Source organism: Pseudomonas sp. LjRoot277, assembly GCF_964253845.1.
GTDB lineage: Bacteria > Pseudomonadota > Gammaproteobacteria > Pseudomonadales > Pseudomonadaceae > Aquipseudomonas.
The window spans coordinates 3,697,135-3,721,575 of record NZ_CAXURI020000001.1 but is presented as its reverse complement, the minus strand read 5'-3'; the positions used below and the strand labels follow the sequence as shown (position 1 = coordinate 3,721,575).

Annotated in this window: 18 protein-coding genes; 6 read left to right on the top strand and 12 right to left on the bottom strand. The window is 60.4% G+C overall.

All coding sequences use genetic code 11. The annotated features are described in order from the left end of the window. Nucleotides 1–11: 11 nt before the first annotated feature. Genes ACSQ87_RS17550 through glgA form a run of 4 tightly spaced genes read right to left on the bottom strand, consistent with a single transcriptional unit; the run spans nucleotide 12 to nucleotide 8,269 of the window. Nucleotides 12–2,798 carry a malto-oligosyltrehalose synthase gene (locus ACSQ87_RS17550; RefSeq protein WP_436273931.1) on the bottom strand — a complete coding sequence of 929 codons (2,787 nt, stop codon included), beginning with the start codon at nucleotides 2,796–2,798 and terminating at the stop codon, nucleotides 12–14. After that, nucleotides 2,795–4,873, bottom strand: a complete 2,079-nt coding sequence (malQ, locus tag ACSQ87_RS17545) for a 4-alpha-glucanotransferase (RefSeq protein ID WP_436273930.1) — start codon at nucleotides 4,871–4,873, stop codon at nucleotides 2,795–2,797. Before malQ ends, ACSQ87_RS17550 begins: the two co-directional genes overlap by 4 nt. Next, entirely contained in the window at nucleotides 4,870–6,669 is a 1,800-nt protein-coding gene (gene treZ, locus ACSQ87_RS17540; protein ID WP_436273929.1) for a malto-oligosyltrehalose trehalohydrolase, read from the bottom strand. Before treZ ends, malQ begins: the two co-directional genes overlap by 4 nt. 13 nt (nucleotides 6,670–6,682) lie before the next feature. Next, nucleotides 6,683–8,269, bottom strand: a complete 1,587-nt coding sequence (glgA, locus tag ACSQ87_RS17535; RefSeq protein WP_436273928.1) for a glycogen synthase GlgA — start codon at nucleotides 8,267–8,269, stop codon at nucleotides 6,683–6,685. A 561-nt stretch (nucleotides 8,270–8,830) separates the two neighbouring features. On the opposite strand from glgA, the gene ACSQ87_RS17530 reads away from it, so the two are divergent. Both ACSQ87_RS17530 and nudC read left to right on the top strand, forming a co-directional pair. Next, on the top strand, nucleotides 8,831–9,643 hold the full coding sequence (locus ACSQ87_RS17530) for a crotonase/enoyl-CoA hydratase family protein (RefSeq protein WP_056745926.1): 813 nt from the start codon (nucleotides 8,831–8,833) through the stop codon (nucleotides 9,641–9,643). A 6-nt stretch (nucleotides 9,644–9,649) separates the two neighbouring features. Beyond that, nucleotides 9,650–10,480 (top strand): NAD(+) diphosphatase, encoded by an 831-nt coding sequence (gene nudC / locus ACSQ87_RS17525; RefSeq protein ID WP_436273927.1) that lies wholly within the window; start codon nucleotides 9,650–9,652, stop codon nucleotides 10,478–10,480. On the opposite strand, the gene ACSQ87_RS17520 is transcribed toward nudC, so the two are convergent. After that, on the bottom strand, nucleotides 10,448–11,227 hold the full coding sequence (locus ACSQ87_RS17520; protein WP_436273926.1) for a TSUP family transporter: 780 nt from the start codon (nucleotides 11,225–11,227) through the stop codon (nucleotides 10,448–10,450). The genes nudC and ACSQ87_RS17520 overlap by 33 nt on opposite strands. Nucleotides 11,228–11,418: 191 nt before the next feature. Then, nucleotides 11,419–12,657: an acyl-CoA dehydrogenase family protein gene (locus tag ACSQ87_RS17515; protein ID WP_436273925.1), complete on the bottom strand. Its 1,239-nt coding sequence runs from the start codon at nucleotides 12,655–12,657 to the stop codon at nucleotides 11,419–11,421. 348 nt (nucleotides 12,658–13,005) lie between these two features. Between ACSQ87_RS17515 and sfnG the strand changes: the two genes are divergently transcribed. Then, nucleotides 13,006–14,100: a dimethylsulfone monooxygenase SfnG gene (sfnG, locus tag ACSQ87_RS17510; RefSeq protein ID WP_436273924.1), complete on the top strand. Its 1,095-nt coding sequence runs from the start codon at nucleotides 13,006–13,008 to the stop codon at nucleotides 14,098–14,100. A 120-nt stretch (nucleotides 14,101–14,220) separates the two neighbouring features. Here the strand turns inward: sfnG and ACSQ87_RS17505 are convergent, their stop codons facing one another. Then, nucleotides 14,221–14,697, bottom strand: coding sequence for a DUF1348 family protein (locus ACSQ87_RS17505; RefSeq protein WP_010460010.1), 477 nt, complete (start codon nucleotides 14,695–14,697; stop codon nucleotides 14,221–14,223). A gap of 56 nt (nucleotides 14,698–14,753) precedes the next feature. Continuing rightward, nucleotides 14,754–15,317 (bottom strand): TetR/AcrR family transcriptional regulator, encoded by a 564-nt coding sequence (locus ACSQ87_RS17500; RefSeq protein WP_008152706.1) that lies wholly within the window; start codon nucleotides 15,315–15,317, stop codon nucleotides 14,754–14,756. Between the two features lie 217 nt (nucleotides 15,318–15,534). Between ACSQ87_RS17500 and pssA the strand changes: the two genes are divergently transcribed. Next, complete coding sequence (pssA, locus tag ACSQ87_RS17495; protein ID WP_436273923.1) at nucleotides 15,535–16,878, top strand: CDP-diacylglycerol--serine O-phosphatidyltransferase; 1,344 nt, start codon at nucleotides 15,535–15,537, stop codon at nucleotides 16,876–16,878. A gap of 141 nt (nucleotides 16,879–17,019) precedes the next feature. Here the strand turns inward: pssA and efeO (ACSQ87_RS17490) are convergent, their stop codons facing one another. Genes efeO (ACSQ87_RS17490) through efeU form a run of 4 tightly spaced genes read right to left on the bottom strand, consistent with a single transcriptional unit; the run spans nucleotide 17,020 to nucleotide 21,244 of the window. Next, nucleotides 17,020–17,844, bottom strand: coding sequence for an iron uptake system protein EfeO (gene efeO, locus ACSQ87_RS17490; RefSeq protein ID WP_436273922.1), 825 nt, complete (start codon nucleotides 17,842–17,844; stop codon nucleotides 17,020–17,022). Nucleotides 17,845–17,869: 25 nt separating this feature from the next. Continuing rightward, nucleotides 17,870–19,180 carry an iron uptake transporter deferrochelatase/peroxidase subunit gene (efeB, locus tag ACSQ87_RS17485; protein ID WP_223430377.1) on the bottom strand — a complete coding sequence of 437 codons (1,311 nt, stop codon included), beginning with the start codon at nucleotides 19,178–19,180 and terminating at the stop codon, nucleotides 17,870–17,872. 16 nt (nucleotides 19,181–19,196) lie between these two features. After that, complete coding sequence (efeO, locus tag ACSQ87_RS17480; protein WP_436273921.1) at nucleotides 19,197–20,396, bottom strand: iron uptake system protein EfeO; 1,200 nt, start codon at nucleotides 20,394–20,396, stop codon at nucleotides 19,197–19,199. An 8-nt stretch (nucleotides 20,397–20,404) separates the two neighbouring features. Next, a complete protein-coding gene (gene efeU, locus ACSQ87_RS17475) occupies nucleotides 20,405–21,244 on the bottom strand; it encodes an iron uptake transporter permease EfeU (protein WP_436273920.1) in 840 nt (279 codons plus the stop codon). 267 nt (nucleotides 21,245–21,511) lie between these two features. On the opposite strand from efeU, the gene ACSQ87_RS17470 reads away from it, so the two are divergent. Together ACSQ87_RS17470 and ACSQ87_RS17465 are read left to right on the top strand one after the other, a co-directional pair. Next, entirely contained in the window at nucleotides 21,512–22,528 is a 1,017-nt protein-coding gene (locus ACSQ87_RS17470; RefSeq protein WP_436273919.1) for an AraC family transcriptional regulator, read from the top strand. 248 nt (nucleotides 22,529–22,776) lie between these two features. Beyond that, nucleotides 22,777–24,441, top strand: coding sequence for an AMP-binding protein (locus ACSQ87_RS17465; RefSeq protein ID WP_436273918.1), 1,665 nt, complete (start codon nucleotides 22,777–22,779; stop codon nucleotides 24,439–24,441).

Here is a 24,441-nt window from a genome sequence, read left to right as displayed (position 1 = left end):
CTGAACTGAACTCAAGTGTGGGTAGTTTGGATAAAAAGATTGATCGGGAAATCCACTAGCGCGTCGCTGATGTTCAGCTCCCTTTGGTGTGTGACTGTTGTGCTTGAAAAAAGTCCCTTCAAATTTTCATCAGGGGCGGTGAACGGTAATTTGACCCGTGTATCGCCCCACAGCGGCGCGTCAATCCGGGGGTCGGCACTGTTTTTCAGCAGTTCGGCGCAGCGTATCGGTACGATCACGATGGCGCGTTTTCCTTCCAGCGAGCGAGCAAATGCGAGCACCCGGTGAGCCTGGCTGCCGACGACTTCAAGGGCTTGATACGTCCCTCGCCGAAACAGCTCGGTGTGCTCGAGCCGTAGGTTCAATACTTGTGCGATCAGCGCTTGTTTAATGCGCCCGTCCCGCCAATTAGCCAACAATTTGGGCAGTTCCAATGGCGTCTGCATCGACTGCTGTCGGCTGGTGTAATCCACCGGCCGGCGGTTGTCAGGATCGACCAGCGAGAAGTCCCAGTACTCGTTGCCCTGATACAGGTCCGGCACCCCCGGCACGGTCATTCGCAGCAAGGTTTGCGCCAACCCATTGAGGGCGCCGGGGACGGCGATGCTCTTGGCTGCTTTGCCGAGGGCCGCCCGTAACAATTCACCTTCGGGGCTCAGAAGCAGACGTCGCAAGAATTGCTGAACCGCTTGTTCGTAAGCTTCGTTTGGCGCGCTCCAGCTGCTTTGCAACTTGGCTTCGCGCAAGGCTTTCTGTTGCCACTGCCACAGGCGTTGAGTGTAGTTCTCCAAGGCTGCTTGATCGTCACTGCGCATATCGAGCGGCCAGCTGCCGAGGATCGCTTGATAGAGGATCAACTCATCGCCCGCAGTCGGCACCTGGTCGTCGTCGCGCAGGGGGCGGGCGAGGGTTCGCCAGAACGGGACTTCCTCGGCGTACCAGGCACTGCGCTCGCTTAGCACCGCCAGGCGCGCGCGAGTGTCTTCGCCGCGTTTGTGGTCGTGGGTCGCGGTGGCCAGCAAATTGTCGGGGAAGGCTTCGAGACGGTTGATGCAAGCCGCATGGAAATCGGCCACCGGCGCGCTGAACTGCTCGGTGCTGAAGCCCACGTCATTGCGCGACAGCAACGTCGCTGAACGATAGAACGCGGTGTCTTCCACAGCCTTCGCCGCCGCCGGTGACGTCAGTTGCTGAAAACGTACACAGGCATGCTTGAGCACCTTGCGCGGCCGGCCCAACGGGCGTTTGCGCCATGATTCACCGCCCAGCCAGCGGGCCAGGCAATCGAGCACCGGCCAGTCGGCCTCGCCGAGGGTTTGCCTGGCACCGTCCATGGCTTGCTGGAAAAACACATCGTCTTCAGTCGAACGTCCACGCGGGCTGACATAGGTGCGGTACACCGGGAAATGCACGATCAGTTCCTGCAACGCCCGACGAATCGCACCGAGGGTCAGGTCGCGGGTCATCAGGTCATCCCGGGCCACTTGCAACAGCGCCTGGGCGACGCTTTCAAAGTCGCCGGCGAGGGAGCCGTTGAGGATCTGCTGGCGGGCCAGTTGCGCTTCCTGACGGAAATCGGCGGGCCGTTCGCTGTAGCGATTCCACAGTTCGGCCAAAGTGTTGGCGCCTTCGGGCGCGTGTTGCAGCAACGACAACTGATTCATGAACTCGTAACCGGTGGTGCCATCCACCGACCAGTCACGGTGCAGGGTTTCACCTTCGCCGAGGATCTTCTCGACGTAGATCGGCAGGTGCCGATCCGGCGACAGGCTGTCGACCCGCCGCCGCAATTTACGGCAGTAACCCCGAGGGTCGGCGAGGCCGTCGATATGGTCGATGCGCAGACCGTCAACCAGGCCTTCGCCCACCAGTTCGAAGATTTTCGCGTGGGTGGCTTCGAACACGGCCGGACGCTCGACCCGCAGGCCGCCCAGTTCGTTGATATCGAAAAAACGCCGCCAGTTGATGTCATCCGCCGCCGTGCGCCAACTGGCCAGGCGATAGCTTTGCTGTTCAAGCAACAGGTGCAGGCGCTGGAAACCTTCAGGCGTGAGCGAGTCGTAAGCGCTGAGGTTGTGCTGGATGGCCTGGAGAATCGCCGGATCACTGGCCAGTTCACGCAGCTCTGCTTTCAGCGGTATCGCCAGGCTGTGGGCGTCGGTCTGGTAGCTCAAGGTGCTGAAACGGTCTGCCAGCGCCTTGAGCGATTCGGCACTCAGTGGGTCATCGGTCCTGAGCAGTTCGCCGTAATTCGTCGGGCAGATCGGGAAGTGATGCTCATAGTGCTCAACATAAAACGCACCCTTTTGCGCATCGAAGCGCAGGGGCAGGGTGCCGTCCTGCAAGGCGATGCCGTAGTCGCTGCCGAGGAAGGGCAGCAGCAACTGGCCTTCCATCAACGGGTCGGGTGAATGCCACTGGATATCGAAGAATTCGCCGTAAGGACTCAGGCGTCCCCATTCCAGCAAATCCTGCCACCAGGGATTATCGCCACCGCCGACGGCCATGTGGTTGGAGACGATGTCGAGGATCAGCCCCATGTTCAGCTCGCGCAATGCGCTGACCAAACGCCGCAGCGCCGCTTCGCCGCCCAACTCCGGGTTGACCGTGGTCGGGTCCACGACGTCGTAGCCATGCATGGACCCGGCGCGGGAACTCAGTAGCGGTGACGCATAGACATGGCTGATGCCGAGGCTGGCGAAGTACGGCACCAGCGGCACCGCATCGTCCAGCGTGAAGTCTTTATGGAACTGCAGCCGCAGGGTTGCCCGCAGCGGTTGGATAAGCGTTTGCTTCATTGGTCACGCTCGGCCGCCTGAAGCCGCGCACAGGCGAGCAGTTCCAGGCGTCGGGCGGCGTCCGCGTCATCGAGCAAGGCTTCACTGTCGCCGGGCAAGCGTCGGGACCAGTTGGGGTGCGTGTCGGTGGTGCCGGGCAAGTTGGCCTGCTGTTCGATGCCCAGGGCATCTTCCAGCGGCAGCAACACCAGCGGCGCTCGGGTATGGCCGAGGAAACGTATCGCAGCGTCGAGCACCTGATCGGTTTCATGGGACTCTTCGCGAAAGTTCTGCGGGTCCTCGCTCAACACCCGGCGCAGGCCTTCACGCTCGCGTTCGCGGTGGTGGCGCCATTCGATTTCACCCGGGGCGTCGACCAGCCCCAGTCGGGCGTTCCAGTCGATATCACGGCCATGCCACCAGCCATTGAGCGTTGGCAGGTCATGGGTGCTGGTGGTCGCGAGGGCGTTGTCCGGCCAGTCGAGAATCGGTTTGAAGTGCGCGTTGTCCTGTTCGAACAGCAGCACGCGCATGCCGAGGATCGAGCGGGCGATGAGCTTTTCTCGCAGACCGTCAGCCACAGTGCCAAGGTCTTCACCGAGGACGATGGCCTGATGGCGATGGGACTCGAGGGTCAGCAAACGCAGCAGGTCGTCCACCGGGTAATAGAGGTAGGCACCGTCGGCGGGTGATGCGCCATTGGGGATTACCCACAGCCGTTGCAGGCCCATGACGTGATCGATGCGCAGACCACCGGCGTGGGCAAAATTGGCGCGGAGCATTTCGATGAAGGCACGAAAGCCGTTGCGTACCAGACCTTCGGGCGAGAACGCGGAAATCCCCCAGCCCTGACCGGTGCGATTGAGAATGTCCGGTGGTGCACCCACGGTCAGCGAGGCGAGCAATTCGTCCTGACGACTCCAGGCCTGACTGCCACCGCCATCGGCACCCACCGCCAGATCGGCGATCAGGCCAATGCTCATGCCAGCGCTGCGGGCGGCGGTTTGTGCGCGTTCCAGGCAGCGGGTGATCAGCCATTGGCAGAAGGCAAAGAAGCCGATGCGCCCGGCGTTCTCTTCGGCGAATTCGGCCAGGGCCGCGCTGCGCGGGTTTTGCCATTGCTCGGGCCACTGCCGCCAGTCGAGACTTTCACCCTTGGCAGCGCGGGTTTCTTGAATGGCTTCAAAGCGGCAGTGGTTTTCCAGGGCTTCGCCAGCGGCGTGGCGGAAGCTGCTGAAGTCGGCATGCAACGGGTGTTCGCCCTGCACAAACCCTTCGTACAACGCCTGCAACAGGCGATGTTTGGCTTCGGCTGCCACGGGCCAATCAATCAACGGCAAGGCTTCAAGGTGCTTGAGTTCCGCCGCCAGGCCGGTTGCATCAATCGCGGTCCGCATCGCTCGATCACCGAGGATGGCACCTGGTGCGGCGTACAGGCTGTTGAGAAACAAGCGGCTGGACGGCGAATACGGACTGTAACGTTGGGTGTCGCTGCCGAACATCGCATGCAGTGGACTGATTGCCAGCGCTTCAGCGCCGCGTTCGCCGGCCACTCGGGCCAGGTCTTCCAGCGCCTGGGTATCGCCAAAACCGCCGTCGCCCGGACGACGCAGCGAGTACAGCTGCACGCTCAGGCCCCAGACGCGCGGGATCGGGCTGTCGACGGCATCGCCGACGCTGTAGCAGCGTGTCGGTGCCACGGCCAAGGTGAATTGCTGTCCGTCGATGCTGACGTGCTGATAACCGACCGGGATCAGGCCAGGCAGTATCGCCTCGGCATCCAGTTTCAGGTTGAGTCGCGAGCCATCTTCAAGATGGATTTCGCACGGTGTTTCGGGCTCAAAGTAATGCCCCAGGCTGAGGCCGACACCGAAGTCTGCAGTCAGCAGCGGCGGCAGGTGTCGGGTCTGTTGCACCTGCTGCAGTTCCTGCAGGCTGGCGTCGATTTCCTGGGCGCTGCCGGCCGGGTGGCCGAGTCCGGTGAGGACGTTACGCAACACCGATGGAGCGACTTTCTGTGGGCGGCCGTTGGCGTCTATCCAGTCGACAGCCAGGCCAGCTCGGCTGGCCAGTATTTCCAATTGCGCATCGCTCATGGGCGCTCTCCATCCGGGGGTAGCAAAGGGGCTGCGGCCGTGAGACTGACTAGCGCGCAATACGGGGCGAGGGTGCCCTGATCCAACAGACCGGCTGACTGTGGCGGGTATTCGAACAACAACAACGAAGCGTCGGCCTGTGGGGTGTGGACCACAGGCGTGTCGCTGAGGTTCAGGTCAATGCGCAGCTGACTGCCATCGCCCAGTCGCCAGCGCGCCGTTACCGCACCAGCGGCCAGCACCTCGGCGCCCAGTGCTTGAGCGCCGGGCAGGCGAGGAATGATCTGCTGATGGCGGATCTGCAGCAGTTGGCGATACAGATCGTGCATGGCGGATTGTCGGGTTGATGTCAGCTCGGGCCGTGAAGCCTCAAAGGTCTGGCGCGCGTTGGGGTCGGGAATCTGCTCGCGTTTGTGCGGATCAGCAAACGCGCTGAACGCTGCAAACTCGTTACGTCGTCCCTCGCGGACCCGCTCCGCCAGCTCACCGTGATGGCTGGTGAAGAACAGGAACGGTTGCTCGGCGGCGAACTCGTCGCCCATGAACATCAGCGGGATCATCGGTGACAACAGCAGTAATGCCGTGGCTGCCTTGAGCGCATCGGGGTTGGCCAGTTGATGCAGCCGTTCGCCCAAGGCTCGGTTGCCGATCTGGTCGTGGTTTTGCAGAAACAGCACGAAAGCACTGGGCGGCAAGTGACCGCTGGGCTCGCCACGGGTTGTACCGTGACGGGTCACGTGGCCTTGAAACACGAAGCCCTGGCTCAGGCAGCGGGCCAGTTGTTCAGTGGGGTTTTGCGCATAGTCGGCGTAATAGGCGTCGGTTTCGCCGGTTAGCAGCACGTGCAAGGCGTTGTGGCCGTCGTCGTTCCACTGCGCGTCGAAACCTTCTTCGAGCAGGCTGGCCTGGTTGTGTTCGTTTTCCAACGTCAGCCAGACATGTCGCGCCGGATCGGTTTGCTGGCGAACCTTTTGCGCCAGTTCCTGAAGAAAATCAGGGTCTTCGATGGCGTGTACCGCGTCCAGGCGTAAGCCATCGAAGCGGTACTCCAGCAACCACATCAACGCATTGTCGATGAAGAAGTCCCGCACCTCGCGCCGCCGGAAGTCGATCGCCGCACCCCACGGTGTGTGCTTGTCTTCGCGGAAGAAGCCCTTGGCGTAGCGATGCAGATAATTGCCGTCCGGGCCGAAGTGGTTGTAGACCACGTCGAGAATCACCGCCAGGCCATGTCCGTGGGCGGTGTCGATCAGGTGTTTGAGTTGTTCGGGAGTGCCGTAGGAGGCTTGGGGCGCGTAGGGCAGAACCCCGTCGTAACCCCAATTGCGATCACCGGGGAACTGCGCCAGCGGCATCAGTTCGATCGCGCTGATGCCCAGCTCCACGAGGCGCGCCAGGTGCTGCTCGACTTCGCTGAAGCCGCCGAGCGCACCAACGTGCAATTCGTAGATCACCGCCTCATTCCACGGCCGTCCGAGCCAGGCGCTGTGTTGCCATTGATACGCAAGTGGATCGACCACCACGCTGTGACGGTCGATATCACCGGCCTGCGCGCGGGAGGCCGGGTCGGGCACCTCCAGCTCGCCGTCGATGTTGTAGCGGTAACGCGTGCCGGCGGGGCAACGGGTGTTGATCACGAACCAGCCATCTGCCTGGGGCAGGAGTGGCAAGGACTGTCCATCTTCCAGTTCGACACTGACGTAAAACGCATCTGGCGCCCACAAGGCAAAACGCGTGTGTTCTGCGTCCAGCATGATTGCGCCGTGGGGCCAGGTCTCAAGGGTCCGTAACGGCATCTATGAAAACCTCTTAATGTTTGCCCGATTTACCCAGCGCTTTGGTCACCAGTTTTTCGTAGAGTTCGGCGTACGGTTCGACCGCCTTGCACCAGTTGAAAGGCGCGGCCATGGCCCGGCAGCGCATGGCATGGAGCAGGTCGGGGAAGGCAAAAACCTTGAAGGCCCGGCTCAGGGCTTCCTCGTAACTCTCTACCGTGGATTCGTCGAACAGGAAACCGGTCACGCCGTTTTCAATGGTGTCGGCCAAACCACCGGTGTTGCGTGCCACCGGCAACGAACCGAAGCGCTGTGCGTACATCTGGCTCAGGCCGCAAGGCTCGTAACGCGAAGGCATCAGCAGGAAATCACTGCCGGCGAACATGCGACGGGCGTCGGTCTCGTTGAAACCGATGCGCACGCCGATCTGACCTGGAAAACGCACAGCCAACTCGCGCATGGCTTGTTCTTCTTCCGGTTCGCCACGACCGATGATCGCGATTTGCCCGCCAGATTTGACGATGTACTCGGAGACGGCCTCAGTCAGGTCCAGGCCTTTCTGATAGACCAGTCGCGAAACCACGGCGAACAGCGGACCTTCGCTATCGTCCAGGCCAAACAGCTTGCGCACGTGGTCGGCGTTGACCGCTTTGCCTTCCCAGTCGCCAATTTTGAAGGGGCGGAACAGGTGCGGGTCGGTGGCGGCGTCCCAGCTTTCATCGATGCCATTGGGAATACCACTGAGCAGACCTTGCTGGGTCTTGGCGGCAAGAAAACCGTCGAGACCGCAGCCGAAGGCCGGGGTGGTGATTTCCTGGGCATAGGTGGCGCTGACGGTGGTGATGTGGCTCGAATAAGCCATGCCGGCCTTGAGGAACGACATCTTGCCGTAGAACTCCATGCCTTCCTGTTGCAAGGCATGCATGGGAATACCCAGTTCCGGGCACGAGCCAAGGCTGGTCACGCCCTGATAGGCGAGGTTATGAATGGTGAACAGCGTCGGGGTGCGCTGTCCACGCCAGTGCATGTAAGCGGGCGCCAGACCGGCAGGCCAGTCATGGGCGTGCACCAGGTCCGGGCACCAGTGGATTTGTGCGAGGTTGGCGGCGATATCGGCAGCGGCCAGGCCCAGACGGGCGAAACGAATGTGGTTGTCCGGCCAGTCGCGACCGTTGTTGGCACCGTAAGGCGAACCCTCGCGCTCGTAGAGCTCGGGGCAGATCAACACGTAAATGACCAGACCGTCGGGCATGTCCATGCGCCCGATCTTGCAGGGGGGCAACGCGGCGTGACCACCGAGCTCACCAATGATATGAATCGGGTTTTCGCTGTGCAGCACTTGCGGGTAACCGGGGATCAACACGCGCACATCGTGCAAGTGAGCCATGGCTCGCGGCAGCGCTGCGGAAACGTCGCCCAGACCACCGGTTTTCACCAGATCGGCGATCTCCGAGGTGACGAACAGGACTTTCTTCTTGTTGGGATTCTGACTGGCCACCGGTGCCAGCGTCTTGGTGCCGGGGACGCTGATCGATTGGTGACTGGCGGCGCTCACGGCGCTCGTTTCGCCGACCTGCTGATGAGCACGTTCTCCCTGAATATCTAAAGCCGCACTGATCATATGAATCTCCCGTGTTGTTGATCTAATTCTTAGGTCTGGCACAAACGGTGTTTCGTGGCCAATTCCTGTGGCCGGGCGCAAACGCGCTACGCATCGGTGAGCAAGCGCTGCCAATACGATGAAGCAGAATGGCTGTAGAGATCGTTGCAAGGATTGCACCAGTCGCAACGCACCTCCTTTTCAGCTGACCCGTCACGACCGGCAAAAGTTTCGACTTTCTTTCCGCTTTGTGACCGACCGGTTTCGCCCCGCGGAACTGAGTCTAGGCCAGAACTTAGAGCGGGCGAGGCCAGATGGCAAAATTGTTCGACAATCGGTTCAAAGAGGTACGGACGTACCGCCTTTAGGGAGAAACGCACCGACGAAGGGCATGTTTTTTTACCTTTTTGCCTCAAAAAAAAGTCGAGATGTCACATGAATGTGCGAAGCGCGGCAAGGCTCACGCACCGTTGTGGTGCGCTGGCTAAGTCCCGTCTTTGGCCGAACCGCTGCCTTACGGTCCGCCTTGATGCCTTGTTATAGTCCGGGCCTCATTTTCTGCCCGGTAAAAGGATCACTGCCATGTCTCAGTACACTGCATTCACCGTCGAACTGGCCGATAAAATCGCCCATGTGCAGATCAACCGGCCAGAAAAGATCAATTCGATGAATGCCGCGTTCTGGAGCGAGATCATCGAGATTTTCCAGTGGGTCGACGACACCGACGAAGTCCGGGTGGTGGTGCTCAGTGGTGCGGGCAAGCATTTTTCTTCTGGCATCGACCTGATGATGCTGGCTGGCGTGGCCAATGAGCTGGGCAAGGACGTGGGGCGCAACGCGCGCCTGCTGCGCCGCAAGATCCTCGCCCTGCAAGCGTCTTTCAATGCTGTCGACAATTGCCGCAAACCGGTACTGGCGGCGGTTCAGGGTTATTGCCTGGGCGGCGCCATTGATTTGATTGCGGCTTGCGACATGCGTTACGCCGCCGAAGACGCGCAATTCTCGATCAAGGAAATCGACATCGGCATGGCGGCCGACGTTGGCACTTTGCAACGCTTGCCGCGGATCATTGGTGACGGCATGCTGCGTGAACTGGCTTACACTGGTCGCACGTTCGGTGCCGAAGAAGCGCGTGGCATGGGCCTGGTCAATCGCGTTTACAGCGACACCGCCAGCCTGCTCGACGGTGTCATGGGCATTGCCCGTGAGATCGCCAGCAAGTCGCCGATTGCGATTACCGGCACCAAAGAAATGATCAGCTACATGCGCGACCATCGCATCGACGACGGCCTCGAATACGTCGCCACCTGGAACGCCGCCATGCTGCAATCCAACGATTTGCGCGTGGCCATGGCCGCCCATATGAGCAAACAGAAACCCGAATTTCTGGACTGATTAAAAATGACTTCACGCTGGACCACTGCAGTACTGGACACCGATCAGCCCGGCGGCTGGGCGGTGGCGCGCAGCCCCGAAGGCTTTCTGTTCGATGACAATGGCGCGCTGTTCCCCCGCGAATGGCTCAAGCGCCAGGACCTGTCGATCCTTGCTGAACATGGCATCGGTCACCTGGACGGCGAACCGGTCTATTTACTGGAGCTGCGCAGTCACAGCGACGTGCCGGGCTGCAACTGGAAAGGCCTGCGGGCGTTCATGCTCGAAGGCGACCATACGGTTTACAAGGTGCTCGGTTATGCCGCACAAATCGGCACCTGGGCCCGCGAACACCGCTTTTGCGGTAACTGCGGACAGGCGATGACCCAAGTGACCCGGGAACGGGCGATGTATTGCGAACCGTGTGATATACGCAGCTACCCGCGCATTTCGCCGAGCATGATCGTGCTGGTGACCCGGGGCGATGAGGTCCTGCTGGCGCGTTCGCCGCGCTTTGTCACCGGGGTCTACAGCACGTTGGCGGGGTTTGCCGAACCGGGTGAATCGGCCGAAGATTGCCTGATTCGCGAAGTCCGTGAAGAAGTGCAGATCGAGGTCAAGAACATCCAGTACATGGGCAGCCAGTGCTGGCCGTTCCCGCATTCGATGATGCTGGGTTTCCATGCCGAATACGCCGGCGGCGAAATCGTGTGTCAGGAAGACGAGATCGAAGACGCCCAGTGGTTCAACGTTCATGAGCTGCCGCCGTTGCCGGCGTCACGCTCGATTGCCCGTTACTTGATCGACGTCTATGTGGCGCGGCGCTTAGGCCACGCTGAACCAGTGTTGCCAGGCTAGCCGCACGGTCAAGCCCAACACCACGGTGATGAACACAGGGCGAATGAACTTCGCACCGCCGCTGATGGCGGTGCGAGCCCCGAAGAACGCCCCGACCATCACCGACAGGCCCATGCTCAGGCCGATGATCCAGTCCACCTGCCCGGAAAACACGAACACCGACAGTGCCGCAATGTTGCTGACGAAGTTCATGCTGCGCGCCACGCCGCTGGCCTTCACCAGGTCGATGGGGTACATCAGCATCGTGCTGACGGTCCAGAACGCGCCGGTTCCGGGACCGGCCACGCCGTCGTAAAAGCCCAGCCCGAATCCTTGGGTCGATTGCCACTTTTTCTTGATCGGTGCGTCGCTGTCCAGCGGTGCTTTCGGCGTGCCGCCAAACAACAGATAGACGCCGCAGCCGAAAACGATCACCGGGAGCATCTTGTTCAACCATTCCGCCGGCAGGTAGTGAGCGACCACGGCACCGGTCAACGCGCCCACCAGCGTGCCGACAATGGCGTGCATCCACTGCTTGGGATGGAACAGCTTGCGTCGGTAGAAGGTGAAGCTGGCGGTGGCTGAGCCGAACGTCGAACTGAGTTTGTTGGTGCCCAGCACCAGATGCGGCGGCAGGCCTGCGGTCAGCAGCGCCGGGGTGGTCAACAAACCACCGCCGCCGGCAATGGCGTCGATGAAACCGGCAATGAAAGCGACAAGGGCCAGAATGGCCAGGGTGGTGACGTCAACACTGAGTTCGAAAGGCATGGAATCGGCTTATTCGGCGGGATGCAGGACAGGGCTGCGGGGAAGGGCCGATATCTTACGCATATCCACCCTTTGCGGCGACCCGTCCGGCCCCTTCGCGAGCAAGCCCGCTCCCACATTTGGTTTTGTGTACGACATCAATCCAATGTGGGAGCGGGCTTGCTCGCGAAGGTGTCCTCCCAGGCGCTACATCAGTCTGACTTTGGCCCATTGCCGATCTGCCACACAAACGGCGGCTCGGTCCCGTTGATCGCCCAATCCCCGACTATCCGTGCCTTGTAGATCACCGGATTGTGCGACGACACCGTCCGCGCATTGCGCCAGTGCCGGTCCAGCGATTTACCCACCCGAGTATCCGAAGCCCCCAGTGCATTGAACAGCTCTGTGGTCGCTCGCTGTATCAGCTCCGACACCACCACCTGAGCCTTGGCCGATTCGATTTCCGCCGCGACATTTGCCTCTTGTTCCAAGGCGTCATCACCCGAGAATCGCGCCAGATAAGCCCGCTGCGCCGGTTGTGCAGCCTTCAAGGCGCTTGCCTCGGCCGCATACACCAGTGCCGCAATTTCACCGACCACTTGCTGCACCTGCGAATCCTGGCTGACATGCTGCGCATTGCCATGGCTGTAGATGCGTTTGCGTTCACGCACCTGATGAGCCACATCGCGCAACGCCGCACGACCAATCCCCGCCAGGGTCGCCAGCAGCACCAGTTGATAAAAAGCGGTCTGGTATTTGAAGCGGGTGGCGAAGTCGATGATGTTCTCGGCGTCCACGTCAGCATCGATAAACCGTGAAGTACCGCTGCCTGTGGTGCGCTGGCCGAAACCGTCCCAGTCGTCGCTCTGCACGATGCCGGGTTGGCGGGTTCGGACGGCGGCAATCACGTCGCCGCCGGTGTCGCTGCGTTGCGCGTACACATCGATCCAGTCGGAAAACAGGCTGCCGGTGCTGTAGAACTTCTCACCGTTGAGCCGCCACTGATCACCGTGAGGTGAAACTTTGGTGATGACATCGCCAATGGCCACGCTGCCGATTTCGGTCCAGGCATTGCCGGCGATATCACCGTCGACGAAGCGTTTGAACCACAGGTCCCGCGCCGGCCCGGGCGCCGAGTTCAAGCGATCCTCGGCAAAGGCGAAGTGCCCGCGCAAGGCCTGAGGCACGTTGGAATCGGCTTCGGCCAATTCGATCAGCAGCTCAAACAGTTGTGGCACAGAGGCGCCGCCACCGCCGTATTCAACCGGAATCCGTACGGCGCCGAAACCGGCGTCCTTGAGCCACTGAATCGGTTCGTGCGGCAGGCTGCGCGACTGTTCACGCTCAACGGCACCGGCGGCGATGCGTTGGAAAATTGGCCGGAACCTGGCGGCCAGCGCTTCGTAGTCGGTGCCAGTGGACAGCGGATTGATTACCTGGTGTTCGGTCATGGGAAGGCTCCTTGGATCGGCAGTAGAAAGTGTTGCGTCTGCCAGGGGCAATTGCATGGTCCATGCCGAATCTCGCGGGGCAGGATTTACGGGAGGAATGGGATGTCGGCACGCAGTGAATTGTTGCTGTACCAACAGTGCATCAGCAATCTGTCTCAGGCACACCACACTTTGTGGCGAGGGGGTTTACCCCCGTTGGACTGCGCAGCAGTCCCATTTTTTGGGGCCGCTTCGCGACCCAACGGGGGTAAACCCCCTCGCCACAGTGTTCGCCCACTCCAAGATTTCAGCGCTGGCACGGTTGCTGCTCTTGCCTCAGGACTTCCCTAAAGTCCCGAGGACATGCCAATGAGTCAGCAAGCCGTCAAATTTGCCTACTGGGTGCCGAACGTCAGCGGCGGGCTGGTGGTCAGCAAGATCGAGCAACGCACCCACTGGGGCATCGACTACAACCGCAAACTGGCGCAACTGGCTGAAAAGGCGGGGTTTGAATACGCCCTGACGCAGATCCGCTTCACGGCCGGTTACGGCGCTGAGTATCAACACGAATCCGTCGCCTTCAGCCACGCGTTGCTGGCCGCCACCACCCAACTGAAAGTGATCGCCGCGATCCTGCCCGGCCCTTGGCAACCCGCGCTGGCGGCCAAGCAATTGGCAACCATCGACCAACTGACTAACGGCCGGGTGGCGGTGAACATTGTCAGTGGCTGGTTCAAGGGTGAATTCCAGGCGATTGGCGAACACTGGCTGGAACACGACGAGCGTTATCGCCGCTCCGAAGAATTCATCCGCTCGCTGAAGGGTATCTGGAGCCAGGACAACTTTACTTTTCGCGGTGACTTCTACCGCTTCGACAACTACAGCCTCAAACCCAAACCGCTGGGTCAGCCGGAAATCTTCCAGGGTGGCAGTTCCCGCGCGGCTCGGGACATGGCGGCGCGGGTTTCGGACTGGTACTTCACCAACGGCAACACCCCGGAAGGCATCAAGGCCCAGGTCGATGACATCCGCGCCAAGGCGGCGGCCAACAATCATTCGGTGAAAGTGGGCGTGAACGCGTTTGTCATTGCTCGCGACACTGAAGAAGAAGCGCGAGCCGTGCTGGCGCAGATTATCGATCAGGCGGATCCGGAGGCGGTGAATGCGTTTGGCGATGCGGCGAAGCAGGCGGGCAGGGCGTCACCTGAGGGCGAGGGCAACTGGGCCAAGTCGACGTTCGAGGATCTGGTGCAGTACAACGACGGTTTCAAGACCAACCTGATCGGTACGCCGCAGCAGATTGCCGAGCGGATCGTTGCGCTGAAAGCGGTGGGCGTGGATCTGGTGTTGGCGGGGTTTCTGCACTTTCAGGAAGAAGTGGAATATTTCGGCAAGCGGGTATTGCCGTTGGTGCGTGAGCTGGAAGCCAAGACAGCGGTCAAGCCACAGACCGCAGTCGCCTGACCACCACAACCCCCTGTAGGAGTGAGCCTGCTCGCGATGGCGCCAACAAATTCAACATCAATGTTGACTGATAGTCCGCTATCGCGAGCAGGCTCGCTCCCACATTGGATCTCGGTGAAGTTACAGGCCCAGGTCGGACAGACTTGGATGGTCGTCAGGACGACGGCCCAGCGGCCAGTGGAACTTGCGGTCGCTTTCCTTGATCGGCATGTCGTTGATGCAGGCAAACCGATTGGCCATCAAACCGTTCTCGTCGAACTCCCAGTTTTCGTTGCCGTACGAGCGAAACCAGTTGCCCGAGTCGTCGTGCCATTCGTAGGCATAACGCACGGCGATGCGGTTGCCGGTAAAGGCCCAAAGTTCTTTGATCAGGCGGTAATCCAGTTCCTTGGCCCATTTGCGCGTCAGGAAACCTTTGGCTTCTTCGCGGTTGTAGGCAAACTCGGCGCGGTTACGCCATTTGGTGTCCAGGGTGTAGGCCAGCGACACGCGTTCCGGGTCGCGGGAGTTCCAGCCGTCTTCGGCCAGGCGTACTTTTTCAATGGCCGATTCACGGGTGAATGGCGGCAATGGCGGACGAACTTCGGCATTAGACATTAATAGTCTCCCTATCAAAGTAAAGTTCTAGCAAGTTGTCTGGCTTGGTTAAAGTGCTACAGGTCCAATAACTTTCGCGCCATGCATTGCGCATTATCGGCGGCACTGTGATCACCCATGACAAGCGCCACGGTAATGGCACCGTCGATCAGGATCAGCAGCTGTTTGGCCAGCGTCTCCGGGTCTGTGGCGCCATGTTCGGTGCAGAGCTCGCGCACGTAGTCGAGCAGCTTCTGTTTGTGGTCTTTGGCAACCAGCCGAACCGGGTCTTGCGGGTCGCCGGTTTCGCCGCTGGTATTGATGAATGCGCAGCCACGGAAGCCTTCGGAGGCGAACCAGGCCTTGAGTACGGTAAACAGGTTAAGCAGGCGGTCGGCCGGCGTTTCGGCCTGGTCGACTTCGCTTCTGTACCAATGCATCCAGCGCACATCACGGCGTTGCAGGGCCGCGACGGTGAGCTCCTCCTTGTTGGCGAAGTAGCGGTAAATACTCTTTCTGGAGACGCCGGCGGTTTTCACCAGAAGATCCATCCCGGTGGCAGCGATGCCACTTTTGTAGATCAACTTTTCGGTGACATCCAGAATGATGTCGCGTGTGTCGTTGCTGGTTATTTCGTTCATGCGGCAAACAGTAGAACGATCGTTCTCCTTGGTCAAGCGGATATTTTTGTCGTCTGAAAAATCGCCTTCGCGAGCAAGCCCGCTCCCACAGGGGAATGCATTTCAAATGTGGGAGTGGGCTTGCTCGCGATAGGGCTATTACAGTCAGTAACAAGACCCGAACCGATCCATGGTGTAAGCTCTCGGGTTCTTCGGATTCGACCTTTTTGCGAGCCCTATGCCGTCGCTTTTCAAACGCTCTCTGCTGCCCAAACTGCGCAGTTTTCCGCTGACCGCCGATGCCGTCACCATTCTTTCCGGCGCTGCCGAGTTCCGCCGTTGCCTGCTGGAAAAGATCGCCAGCGCCACCCAGCGCATTTATATCGTCGCGCTCTATCTGCAACAGGATGAAGCCGGCCAGGAAATTCTCGATGCCTTGCACGCGGCCAAACTGGCGCGTCCGGAACTGGACGTGGTGGTGGTCGTTGACTGGCTGCGCGCTCAGCGCGGCTTGATCGGCGCCGGCAAGCAGCCGGGCAACTCGGCCTGGTATCAGGAAACAACCCGCACTCATGCCAGTGAAGTGCCGGTGTATGGCGTTCCCGTGCAGACCCGTGAGCTGTTCGGTGTGCTGCATTTGAAAGGCTTCGTGATCGATGATTGTGTGATCTACAGCGGCGCGAGTCTGAACAACGTCTATTTGCACAAGTTCGACAAATACCGCTACGACCGCTATCACGTGCTGCAGAACAGCGCCCTGGCCGATTCGATGCAACACCTGGTCCAGCACGGCCTGATCGCCTCCAAAGCGGTGCATCGTCTCGATTTGCCGAACCTGCCGACCACCCGCAGCCTGCGCAACGACATCGGCGACCTGCGCAGCCGCCTCAAGCACGCGGCGTACGACACCACGACAGGCACCACGCAAAAGGGTGGTTTGTCGGTCAGCCCATTGCTCGGTGTCGGCAAGAACAACCCGTTGAGCCGGGTGATTTGCGAGTTGATCGCCAGCGCTCAGCATCAACTGACCATCTGCACGCCGTACTTCAACCTGCCGCTGCCTGTGACCCGGGAAATCAACCGGGCACTGGCGCGAGGCGTGAAGATCGACATCATCGTCGGCGACAAGACGGCCAACGACTTCTACATCCCGCCGAGCGAACCGTTCAAGGTGATTTCGGCGCTGCCTTATCTTTACGAGATCAGCCTGCGGCGTTTCGCCAAGCGTCATCATCGCAGCGTCGACAGCGGCCAGTTGAACCTGCATCTGTGGCGTGACGGCGACAACACCTATCACCTCAAGGGGATGTGGATCGATCAGCGCTACACCTTGCTGACCGGCAACAACCTCAACCCGCGGGCATTCCGACTCGACCTGGAAAACGCCTTGCTGATTGATGATCCGAAAGGCGAACTGCTGGAGCCGCGTCGTAAAGAGCTGGCAGAGATTTTCGAGAATACCCGACGGATCGAGCGTTATCAGGAACTGGAAACGCTGCTGGAATACCCGGCGGGGGTGGCCAAGTTTCTCAAGCGCGTGAGTCGTGTGCGGATCGAGCGGTTGTTGTACCGGATTCTGTAGCACGCCAGGGCAAATGTGTTGCCTTTCAAAACGCCTTCGCGAGCAAGCCCGCTCCCACATTAAACCGCATTCGTCTGAACAACGCGGTCAACTGTGGGAGCGGGCTTGCTCGCGAAAGGGCCCGCTCAAACACTACAAATCTCAGTTCAACCCCAACTTCCCACGCAACGTCGACAAATCCTCTGCCAGTGTATTCACCGGCCCGACCAGTGCCTTGCGGTCGTTCTCCTTCACCTTGTCATACGTCTCGAAACCACCGTCCTTGGTTTTGTACTTGGCCAGCGTCTTGTTCACCGTAGCGAAGTTCTTGTCGACTTTGGCAATGAAGGCCGCGTCCTGCTTTTCGATCTGCGGACGGAACAAATCGACGATTTTCTTCGCGCCGTCGATGTTGCCCTGGAAGTCATAAAGGTCGGTGTGGCTGTAGCGATCTTCTTCACCGGAGATCTTGGTCGCAGCAACTTCTTCAAGCAGCGCCGCAGCGCCGCCCACCACTTTTTCTGGCGGGAAGGTCAGGCCGGCGACGCGGGTTTGCAGGTCTTTCACGTCTTTGTTCAAGCCATCGGCCAGTTCGCCAAGGCCCTGGGTGCTGTTTTCCGAAAACAGTGAGTATTCGATACGGTGGAAACCGGTGAAGTCGGAGGCGCCCACGCCTTTTTCGTGGTCATCGACGCGAGAGTCGATGGACGCATCCAGGTCACTGAACAACTCGGCAATCGGCTCGATCGACTCGTAATAGACGCGGGTCGGGGCGTAGAGCTTTCTGGCGGTCGCCAGGTCGCCTTTTTTCACGGCGTCGGTGAACTGTTGGGTGTGGCTGGCCAGCTCATCGAGCTGTTCCGTCACATAAATCTTGTAGTCCGAGATCGGCCCCACCAACTCCAGCGGCGCCGTCGCCGCGAAAGCCGAAAGCGGGGTGTTGAGCAAACCAAGGGTCAGCAGTAACGCGAGGGGCGACTTTTTCATAGGGCGGTTCCGTGGTGGGGATGGGTTATGCGGTTGCTTTTGGCGGAAGAGTTGGTTGCGTGGCGTCAAGCAGGGAACGGCCGATAAAATCCTTGTCGCCCGTCACCCCGGGCAGGGTGAAGAAATACCCGCCGCCAACCGGTTTGAGGTATTCCTCGAGCGGCTCGCCGTTGAGTCGGGTTTGCACGGTGATGAAGCCTTTTTGCAGATCCGCCTGATAGCAGATGAACAGCAGACCCATGTCCAGCTGACCGTTCTTGTTCACGCCGTTGGAGTAGTTGAACGGCCGGCGCAGGATCAGGTTGGCCTGGGTCGCGGCGGTGCGCGGGTTGGCCAGGCGGATATGCGCGTCAAGCTTGGTCAGCTTGCCTTCAGGGTCTTTGGCATAGTCCGGGACCTGGGTTTCGTGCTCGCCGCCCATCGGCGCGCCGGTGCTCTTGACCCGGCCGAGAATGCTTTCCTGTTCCTGCAGCGGCGTGCGGTCCCAACGTTCGACGAAGTTGCGGATGATCCGCACCGCTTGATAGCTGCCATTGGCCGCCCAGGCCGGTTCGTCAGTGCCGGACTGGACCCAGACGATGCTGTCCATGGCCTTGGCATCGTTGGAATTCGGGTTGGCTGAGCCGTCACGAAAACCGAGAAAGTTGCGTGCACTTTGCGCTGGCACACCGGGTTTGGCCGGGGCTTGCGGCGGCACGCTGCCTTCCTGTTTCCAGCGCACCAGGAGCAAGTCCGGCAGGTTTTTCACGATGTCGCGCAGGGCGTGGATGTTGGTGTCGGTGGTGTTGGAGCAGAACTGCAAACTGAGGTCGCCGTGGCAGCAATCGGCTTCCAGGGCATCGTTGGGGAAACCGACCATGCGGATCAGCCGCTTGGGTTTGGCGGCGGCCAGGCCGAAGCGCTCATCGAACAACGACTCGCCCACCGACACGGTGATGGTCAAGTTGTCCGGTGTGACTACCGGGCCAAGAATTCCCGAATCCACCGGCGGCAGTTTCGGATTGACCTGCGTGACCGGGCCGCCCTTCATCAGGAAGGCGATGCGCTCGTTGAGGGTGCGAAACAACCGCTCCAGGTCTTCGCGGTCGCTGGCCAATACATCAAACGACACCAACATGCCGCAGGCCGGGCGCAAGGTGACGATGCCGGTCTGGTGCTTGCCGTGGAACGCGTGGCGGTCTTCGGTCTTGTCGCTGCTCGGCGCTTCGGTCACTTGTGCCGGGCTGGCGGCCATGGCCGGGCAACTGAGTGCGGTGCCGGCCAATGCCACGCCAGCGGCGCCCATGCCCATCAATACCCGGCGACGCTGAAGGTTGAATTGCTCTGAATCGTTCATCGGTTTGTTCTTCTGCTTACAGGCCGGAAAGGCCAAGGGCGGGATCGATTCCATCGAGTGCATCGGCCAGAGCCTTGGCCTTGTCGGCGATCTGTTGGCGCTGCTCGGCACTGACGCTGTCGTAGCTCGCATAGCCTTCCTTGACCTTGAAACCATTGAGCTCGGCGTCGAGGGCAGTGACGGCGCTGTCGATCTTCGGCAGCAGTTCGGCGGCGGATTTGTTCAGCAATGGACGCAACAGGTCGACGACTTTGCGGGTGGCGTCGAGGTTGGCGGCAAACCCGTTCAGGTCGGTGTGGCTGTAGCGTTCTTCTTCACCACTGCTGGCGCGTACGTCGGCCATGCTGTTGAGATTGCGCACCAGAATGCTCACCAGTTGTTCAGGCGGCAGCGACTGGGCCAGCAATTGTTGTTTGAGCGTGGTGACGTCGGTGATCAGACGCTGGGCAACGGGCGTCAGACCGTCGAGATTGCGTTGCTGGAACAGTGCGTATTCGATCCGGTGGAAACCGGTGAAGCCCGGATCCTGCTCGCGTTTCTCGAAGTAATCGGCACGGGCATTGATCGTGTTGTCCAGCTCCGCCAGACGCTGGGCGGCCGGGGCGATCCGTTGATACGCGGCGCGGGCTGGCACATACAAGGCTTGCGCCTGAGTGAGGTCGCCGGCTTCGATAGCGTGTTCAAGGGCGGTGACGGCTTTGATCAGCGCGCTGCTCTGAGTGCTCAGGTAAACGCGGAATTCCGACAGTGGGCCAACAAAGGCCACCATCGACGGTTTGGCTTTGGCCGCAGCGTCTGAAGCGGCCGTCGGGCTGACGTGCAAGGTGCCGCGTGGATTGCTCAGCAGGCCGCACGTGATCGCATAGTCACCGGGCAACAGGTTGGCATTGATCACCTGGCTCAGGCCGGGGGCGATGTTTTCCCGCTCTTCGACCACCAGCACACCGTCGAGAATTTCCCATTCAACGGCCCGGTCCGAGCGATTGACGATGCGGAAACTGGCGCGACCGGCCGGGACGCTCAGTGCATTCGGCTCGCAGCTGTGCGGGTGGATAGTCACCAGCACTTCGTCATGGTTGGCCTGACGCTTGGCGGCGGCCACTTTCGAGGCGTAGTAGAACAGGCCACCGGCGGCGATCATCACGATCACCGAACCGGCCACCGCCCAGCGCAAGGCACGGGGAGGGGAGGCCTGAGGAGAGGCTTGATTTGGCATGGGTGCCCTTACTGACTGGATACGGAAGAAGGTTGTTTAGCTGGTGCCGGTGCCGGGAGAAAAAACACAACCAGCGCCACCACCAGATAAATCAGATACGCCCCGAGGGTGCTGACGGTCGGCGCGTCCTGGTAACCGAACATGCCGGCCAGCACTGCGCCCAGCGGGCCATCCATCGGCAGCGTTGCGCTGAAGTCGAAGAGCACCGTTTGCAGGTGATTCCAGACCCCGGCTTCATGCAGCGCTTGCACCGAGTTGGCGAGGATCCCGGCGGCCACCACCAGAATGAACAACCCGGTCCAGCGGAAGAACGCGCCGAGGTTCAGGCGCATGCTGCCGGTGTAGATCAGGAAACCGACGATGATCGCCAGGATCAGGCCGAGCAGAGCACCAATCGGCGCCGCCGGGCCTTCGCTCTGCTGGAACACCGCGAGCAGAAAGAACACCGTTTCCAGACCTTCTCGGGCGACCGCGAAAAACACCATGGCGATCAGCGCCGTGACCTGGTGTCTGGAGCCAGTCAGCGCCTGATCGAGTGAAGCGTGCAGTGAATGTTTGATTGAACGCGCGACTTTGCGCATCCAGAACACCATGGAACTGAGAATGCCCACGGCGACCAGGCCGACTACCCCTTCAAACAGTTCCTGTTGCTTTTGCGGGAACTCGGCACTGACCAGTTCCAGGCCACCGCCCACCAGCAGGGCCAGGGCCGCGGCGAGGAAAACGCCAATCCACACTGCCGGCATCCACTGGCCGCGGCCGGTCTGCTTGAGGTAGCTGGCGATGATGCCAACGATCAGCGCGGCTTCAATGCCTTCGCGCAACATGATCAGAAAAGGAACGAGCATTCAGCACCGGGGCGTCATTAGATAGGGTGCTAATTTGTAACATAATGACACTTATTCCCAAATGGCAATCATTGGCATTTACCTGAACCTAACCTGAACAACTTTGCACATCACACCATCCCCTGTGGGAGCGGGCTTGCTCGCGAAGGGGCCGTGTCAGTCAGCATTGATGTTGAATGACACACAGCATTCGCGAGCAAGCCCGCTCCCACAGGGTTCTGCGCTAAGATGCCGGCACTCAAACAAGAACAAGGCTTGCCTCGGTCAATGTCGGAAAAAGACACCATCTCCATTCAACTGGTGCGTGAAGCGCTGTTGCAAAGTTGCGCCCCCGGAGCGACCACCGACGAGGTGTTGAACAAGGTCGGCATCGATCCGGCGCTGCTGGAAACCACCACCGCCCGCGTACCGGCCACTGCTTACGCAAGGCTGTGGCGCTTGTTGGCCCGGCGCCGGGACGATGAGTTTTTTGGCATGGACCCGCGCAAACTCAAATCAGGCAGCCTGGAGTTTCTCTGTCGCTGCTCCATGGTCCAGCCGAGTTTGGCTGCCGGCCTGACCTCGGGTTTGAGCTTTCTGTCGTTGATGCTCGAACACCTGCCTGCACAGTTGGTTCGTCAGCAAAGCCTGGCGGAAATCGTCCTGCTCGAAGACGACCAGGACCCGCGCCGCGCCTTCACGTATTTCACTTACTGGATGATCGTTCACGGCGTCGCCTGCTGGCTGGCGGGGCGGCGTATTCCAATCCTGGCCATCGAGTTGCGCTGCCCGACACCGGACTTCTGCGATGACTATCAGGTGATGTTCTCCGAGAACCTGCGTTTCGACCGGCCGCGTACGCGGATGATTTTCTCGGCCGAGTGCCTGGATTTGCCGATCAAGCGCAGCCCGGAAGAACTCAAGCGTTTCCTCGCCCATGCGCCGGCCAATATTCTGGTCAAGTACCGTGACCCGGAGAGTCTGGCCAGCCGGATCAAGCACGATTTGCGGCAACTGCCCGCCGAACACTGGCCGGAAACCGAACCCCTGGCACAACAGCTGTGCATGTCGGCTTCCACCCTGCGTCGGCGCCTGGCCGAAGAGGGCCAGACTTACCAGGGGCTCAAGGACAGCGTGCGCAAGGAATTGGCGATTGTTTGGCTGGCAGAACCCTCTATCAGCTTTGCCGAGATCGCCACGCGTTTGGGTTTTGCCGACGCCAGTTCGTTCTACAAGGCGTTTCGCAAGTGGTCGGGGTCAAATCCCGGGCATTACCGCAGTTTGATTCTCAACGAAGCTGACTGATCCGAAGCCCGTGGTGTCCGGGCTGACGCTATCGCGAGCAGGCTCGCTCCCACATTTGGAATGCGTTCCACTGTGGGAGTGAGCCTGCTCGCGATGGGGCCCTTACAGACGCCATATCTCTCAAACTTGGCCAAACCAGTCACGCAACTTGATAGCTTTGACCATTGTCCCGCGCCCCGCGCAGAGCGAGTATTTCCCTGTTATTCAAGGTTCCCCCAGCCTAATAAAAATACAAAGGGATTCTGGCAATGCGCGATTATTTGTCTGCTACATCACAGTTCAATTATCAGCACACCGTCGACGCCGCACTCGCGGGCGATTTGACTGCCCTCAACGCCTGTGTCGAGTGTTGCGACCGGCATGCCTTGCCGGGGCGCATCGCGCTGTTCTGGGAAGGCCGCGATGGCGCCAGCGCGACCTACACCTTCAGCGACTTGCAGGACAAAGCGGCGCGTTTCGCCAATTTCCTCCTGGCCCAAGGCGTGAAAAAAGGCGACAAGGTTGCCGGTCTCCTGCCACGTAACATCGAATTGCTGATTACCGTCTTCGCCACCTGGCGCATCGGCGCGGTCTACCAGCCGCTGTTCACGGCATTCGGCCCGAAAGCCATCGAACACCGCCTCAGCTCCTCTGGCGCCAAAGTGGTGGTCACCGACGCCGGCAATCGCTCTAAACTCTCTGAAGTCGCCGACTGCCCGACCATCGTCACCGTCGCCGGCCCCAAAGGCCAAGGCATCGTCCGCGGCGATTACAGCTTCTGGGCCGAACTGGCCAATTATTCTCCTGTGTGCGAACCGGTCCTGCTGACCGGTGAAGACCCGTTCCTGCTGATGTTCACCTCGGGCACCACCGGTCCGTCGAAAGCGCTGTCCGTACCGCTCAAGGCCATCGTCGCCTTCCAGAGTTACACCCGTGACGCCGTGGACTTGCGCCCCGAAGACGCCTTCTGGAACGTCGCCGATCCGGGTTGGGCCTATGGCATCTATTTCGGTGTCACAGGTCCCATGGCCATGGGGCATCCGATCACCTTTTACGATGGCCCGTTCACCCTCGAAAGCACCTGCCGGGTGATCAACAAATACGGGATCACCAACCTCACCGGTTCGCCGACGGCCTATCGTCTGTTGATCGCGGGTGGCGACGAATTCGCCAAGTCGATCAAGGGCAAACTGCGCATCGTCAGCAGCGCCGGCGAGCCGCTGAATCCGGAAGTGATTCGCTGGTTCGCCGACAACCTCGGCGTTGTCATTCACGACCATTACGGCCAGACCGAACTGGGCATGGTCCTGTGCAATCACCATGGCCTCGAGCATCCGATCCACATGGGCGCCGCCGGTTTCGCCTCGCCGGGCCACCGCATCGTGGTGCTGGATGACGAGTACAAAGAACTCGGCGTCGGCCAGCCGGGCATTCTGGCCATCGATCGTACCCAGTCGCCGATGTGCTGGTTCGCCGGTTACGAAGGCGCACCGACCAAGGCCTTCGTCGGCAACTATTACCTGAGCGGCGACACCGTCGAGTGGAACCCGGACGGCAGCATCAGCTTCGTCGGCCGCAGCGACGACGTGATCACCACCTCCGGTTATCGCGTCGGTCCGTTCGACGTGGAAAGCGCGTTGATCGAACACCCGGCCGTGGTCGAAGCGGCCGTGGTCGGCAAGCCCGATCCGGAACGCACTGAACTGGTCAAAGCCTTTGTCGTGCTCAGCGCGCAATACCGCGCTGCACCGGAACTGGCCGAAGAATTGCGCCAACACGTGCGCAAACGACTGGCCGCGCACTCGTACCCCCGCGAAATCGAATTTGTCAGCGAATTGCCGAAAACCCCTAGCGGCAAATTGCAGCGCTTTATCTTGCGCAATCAGGAAATCGCCAAGGCTCAAGAGGCCGCCGCGAAGAACGTTTCAGCTTGA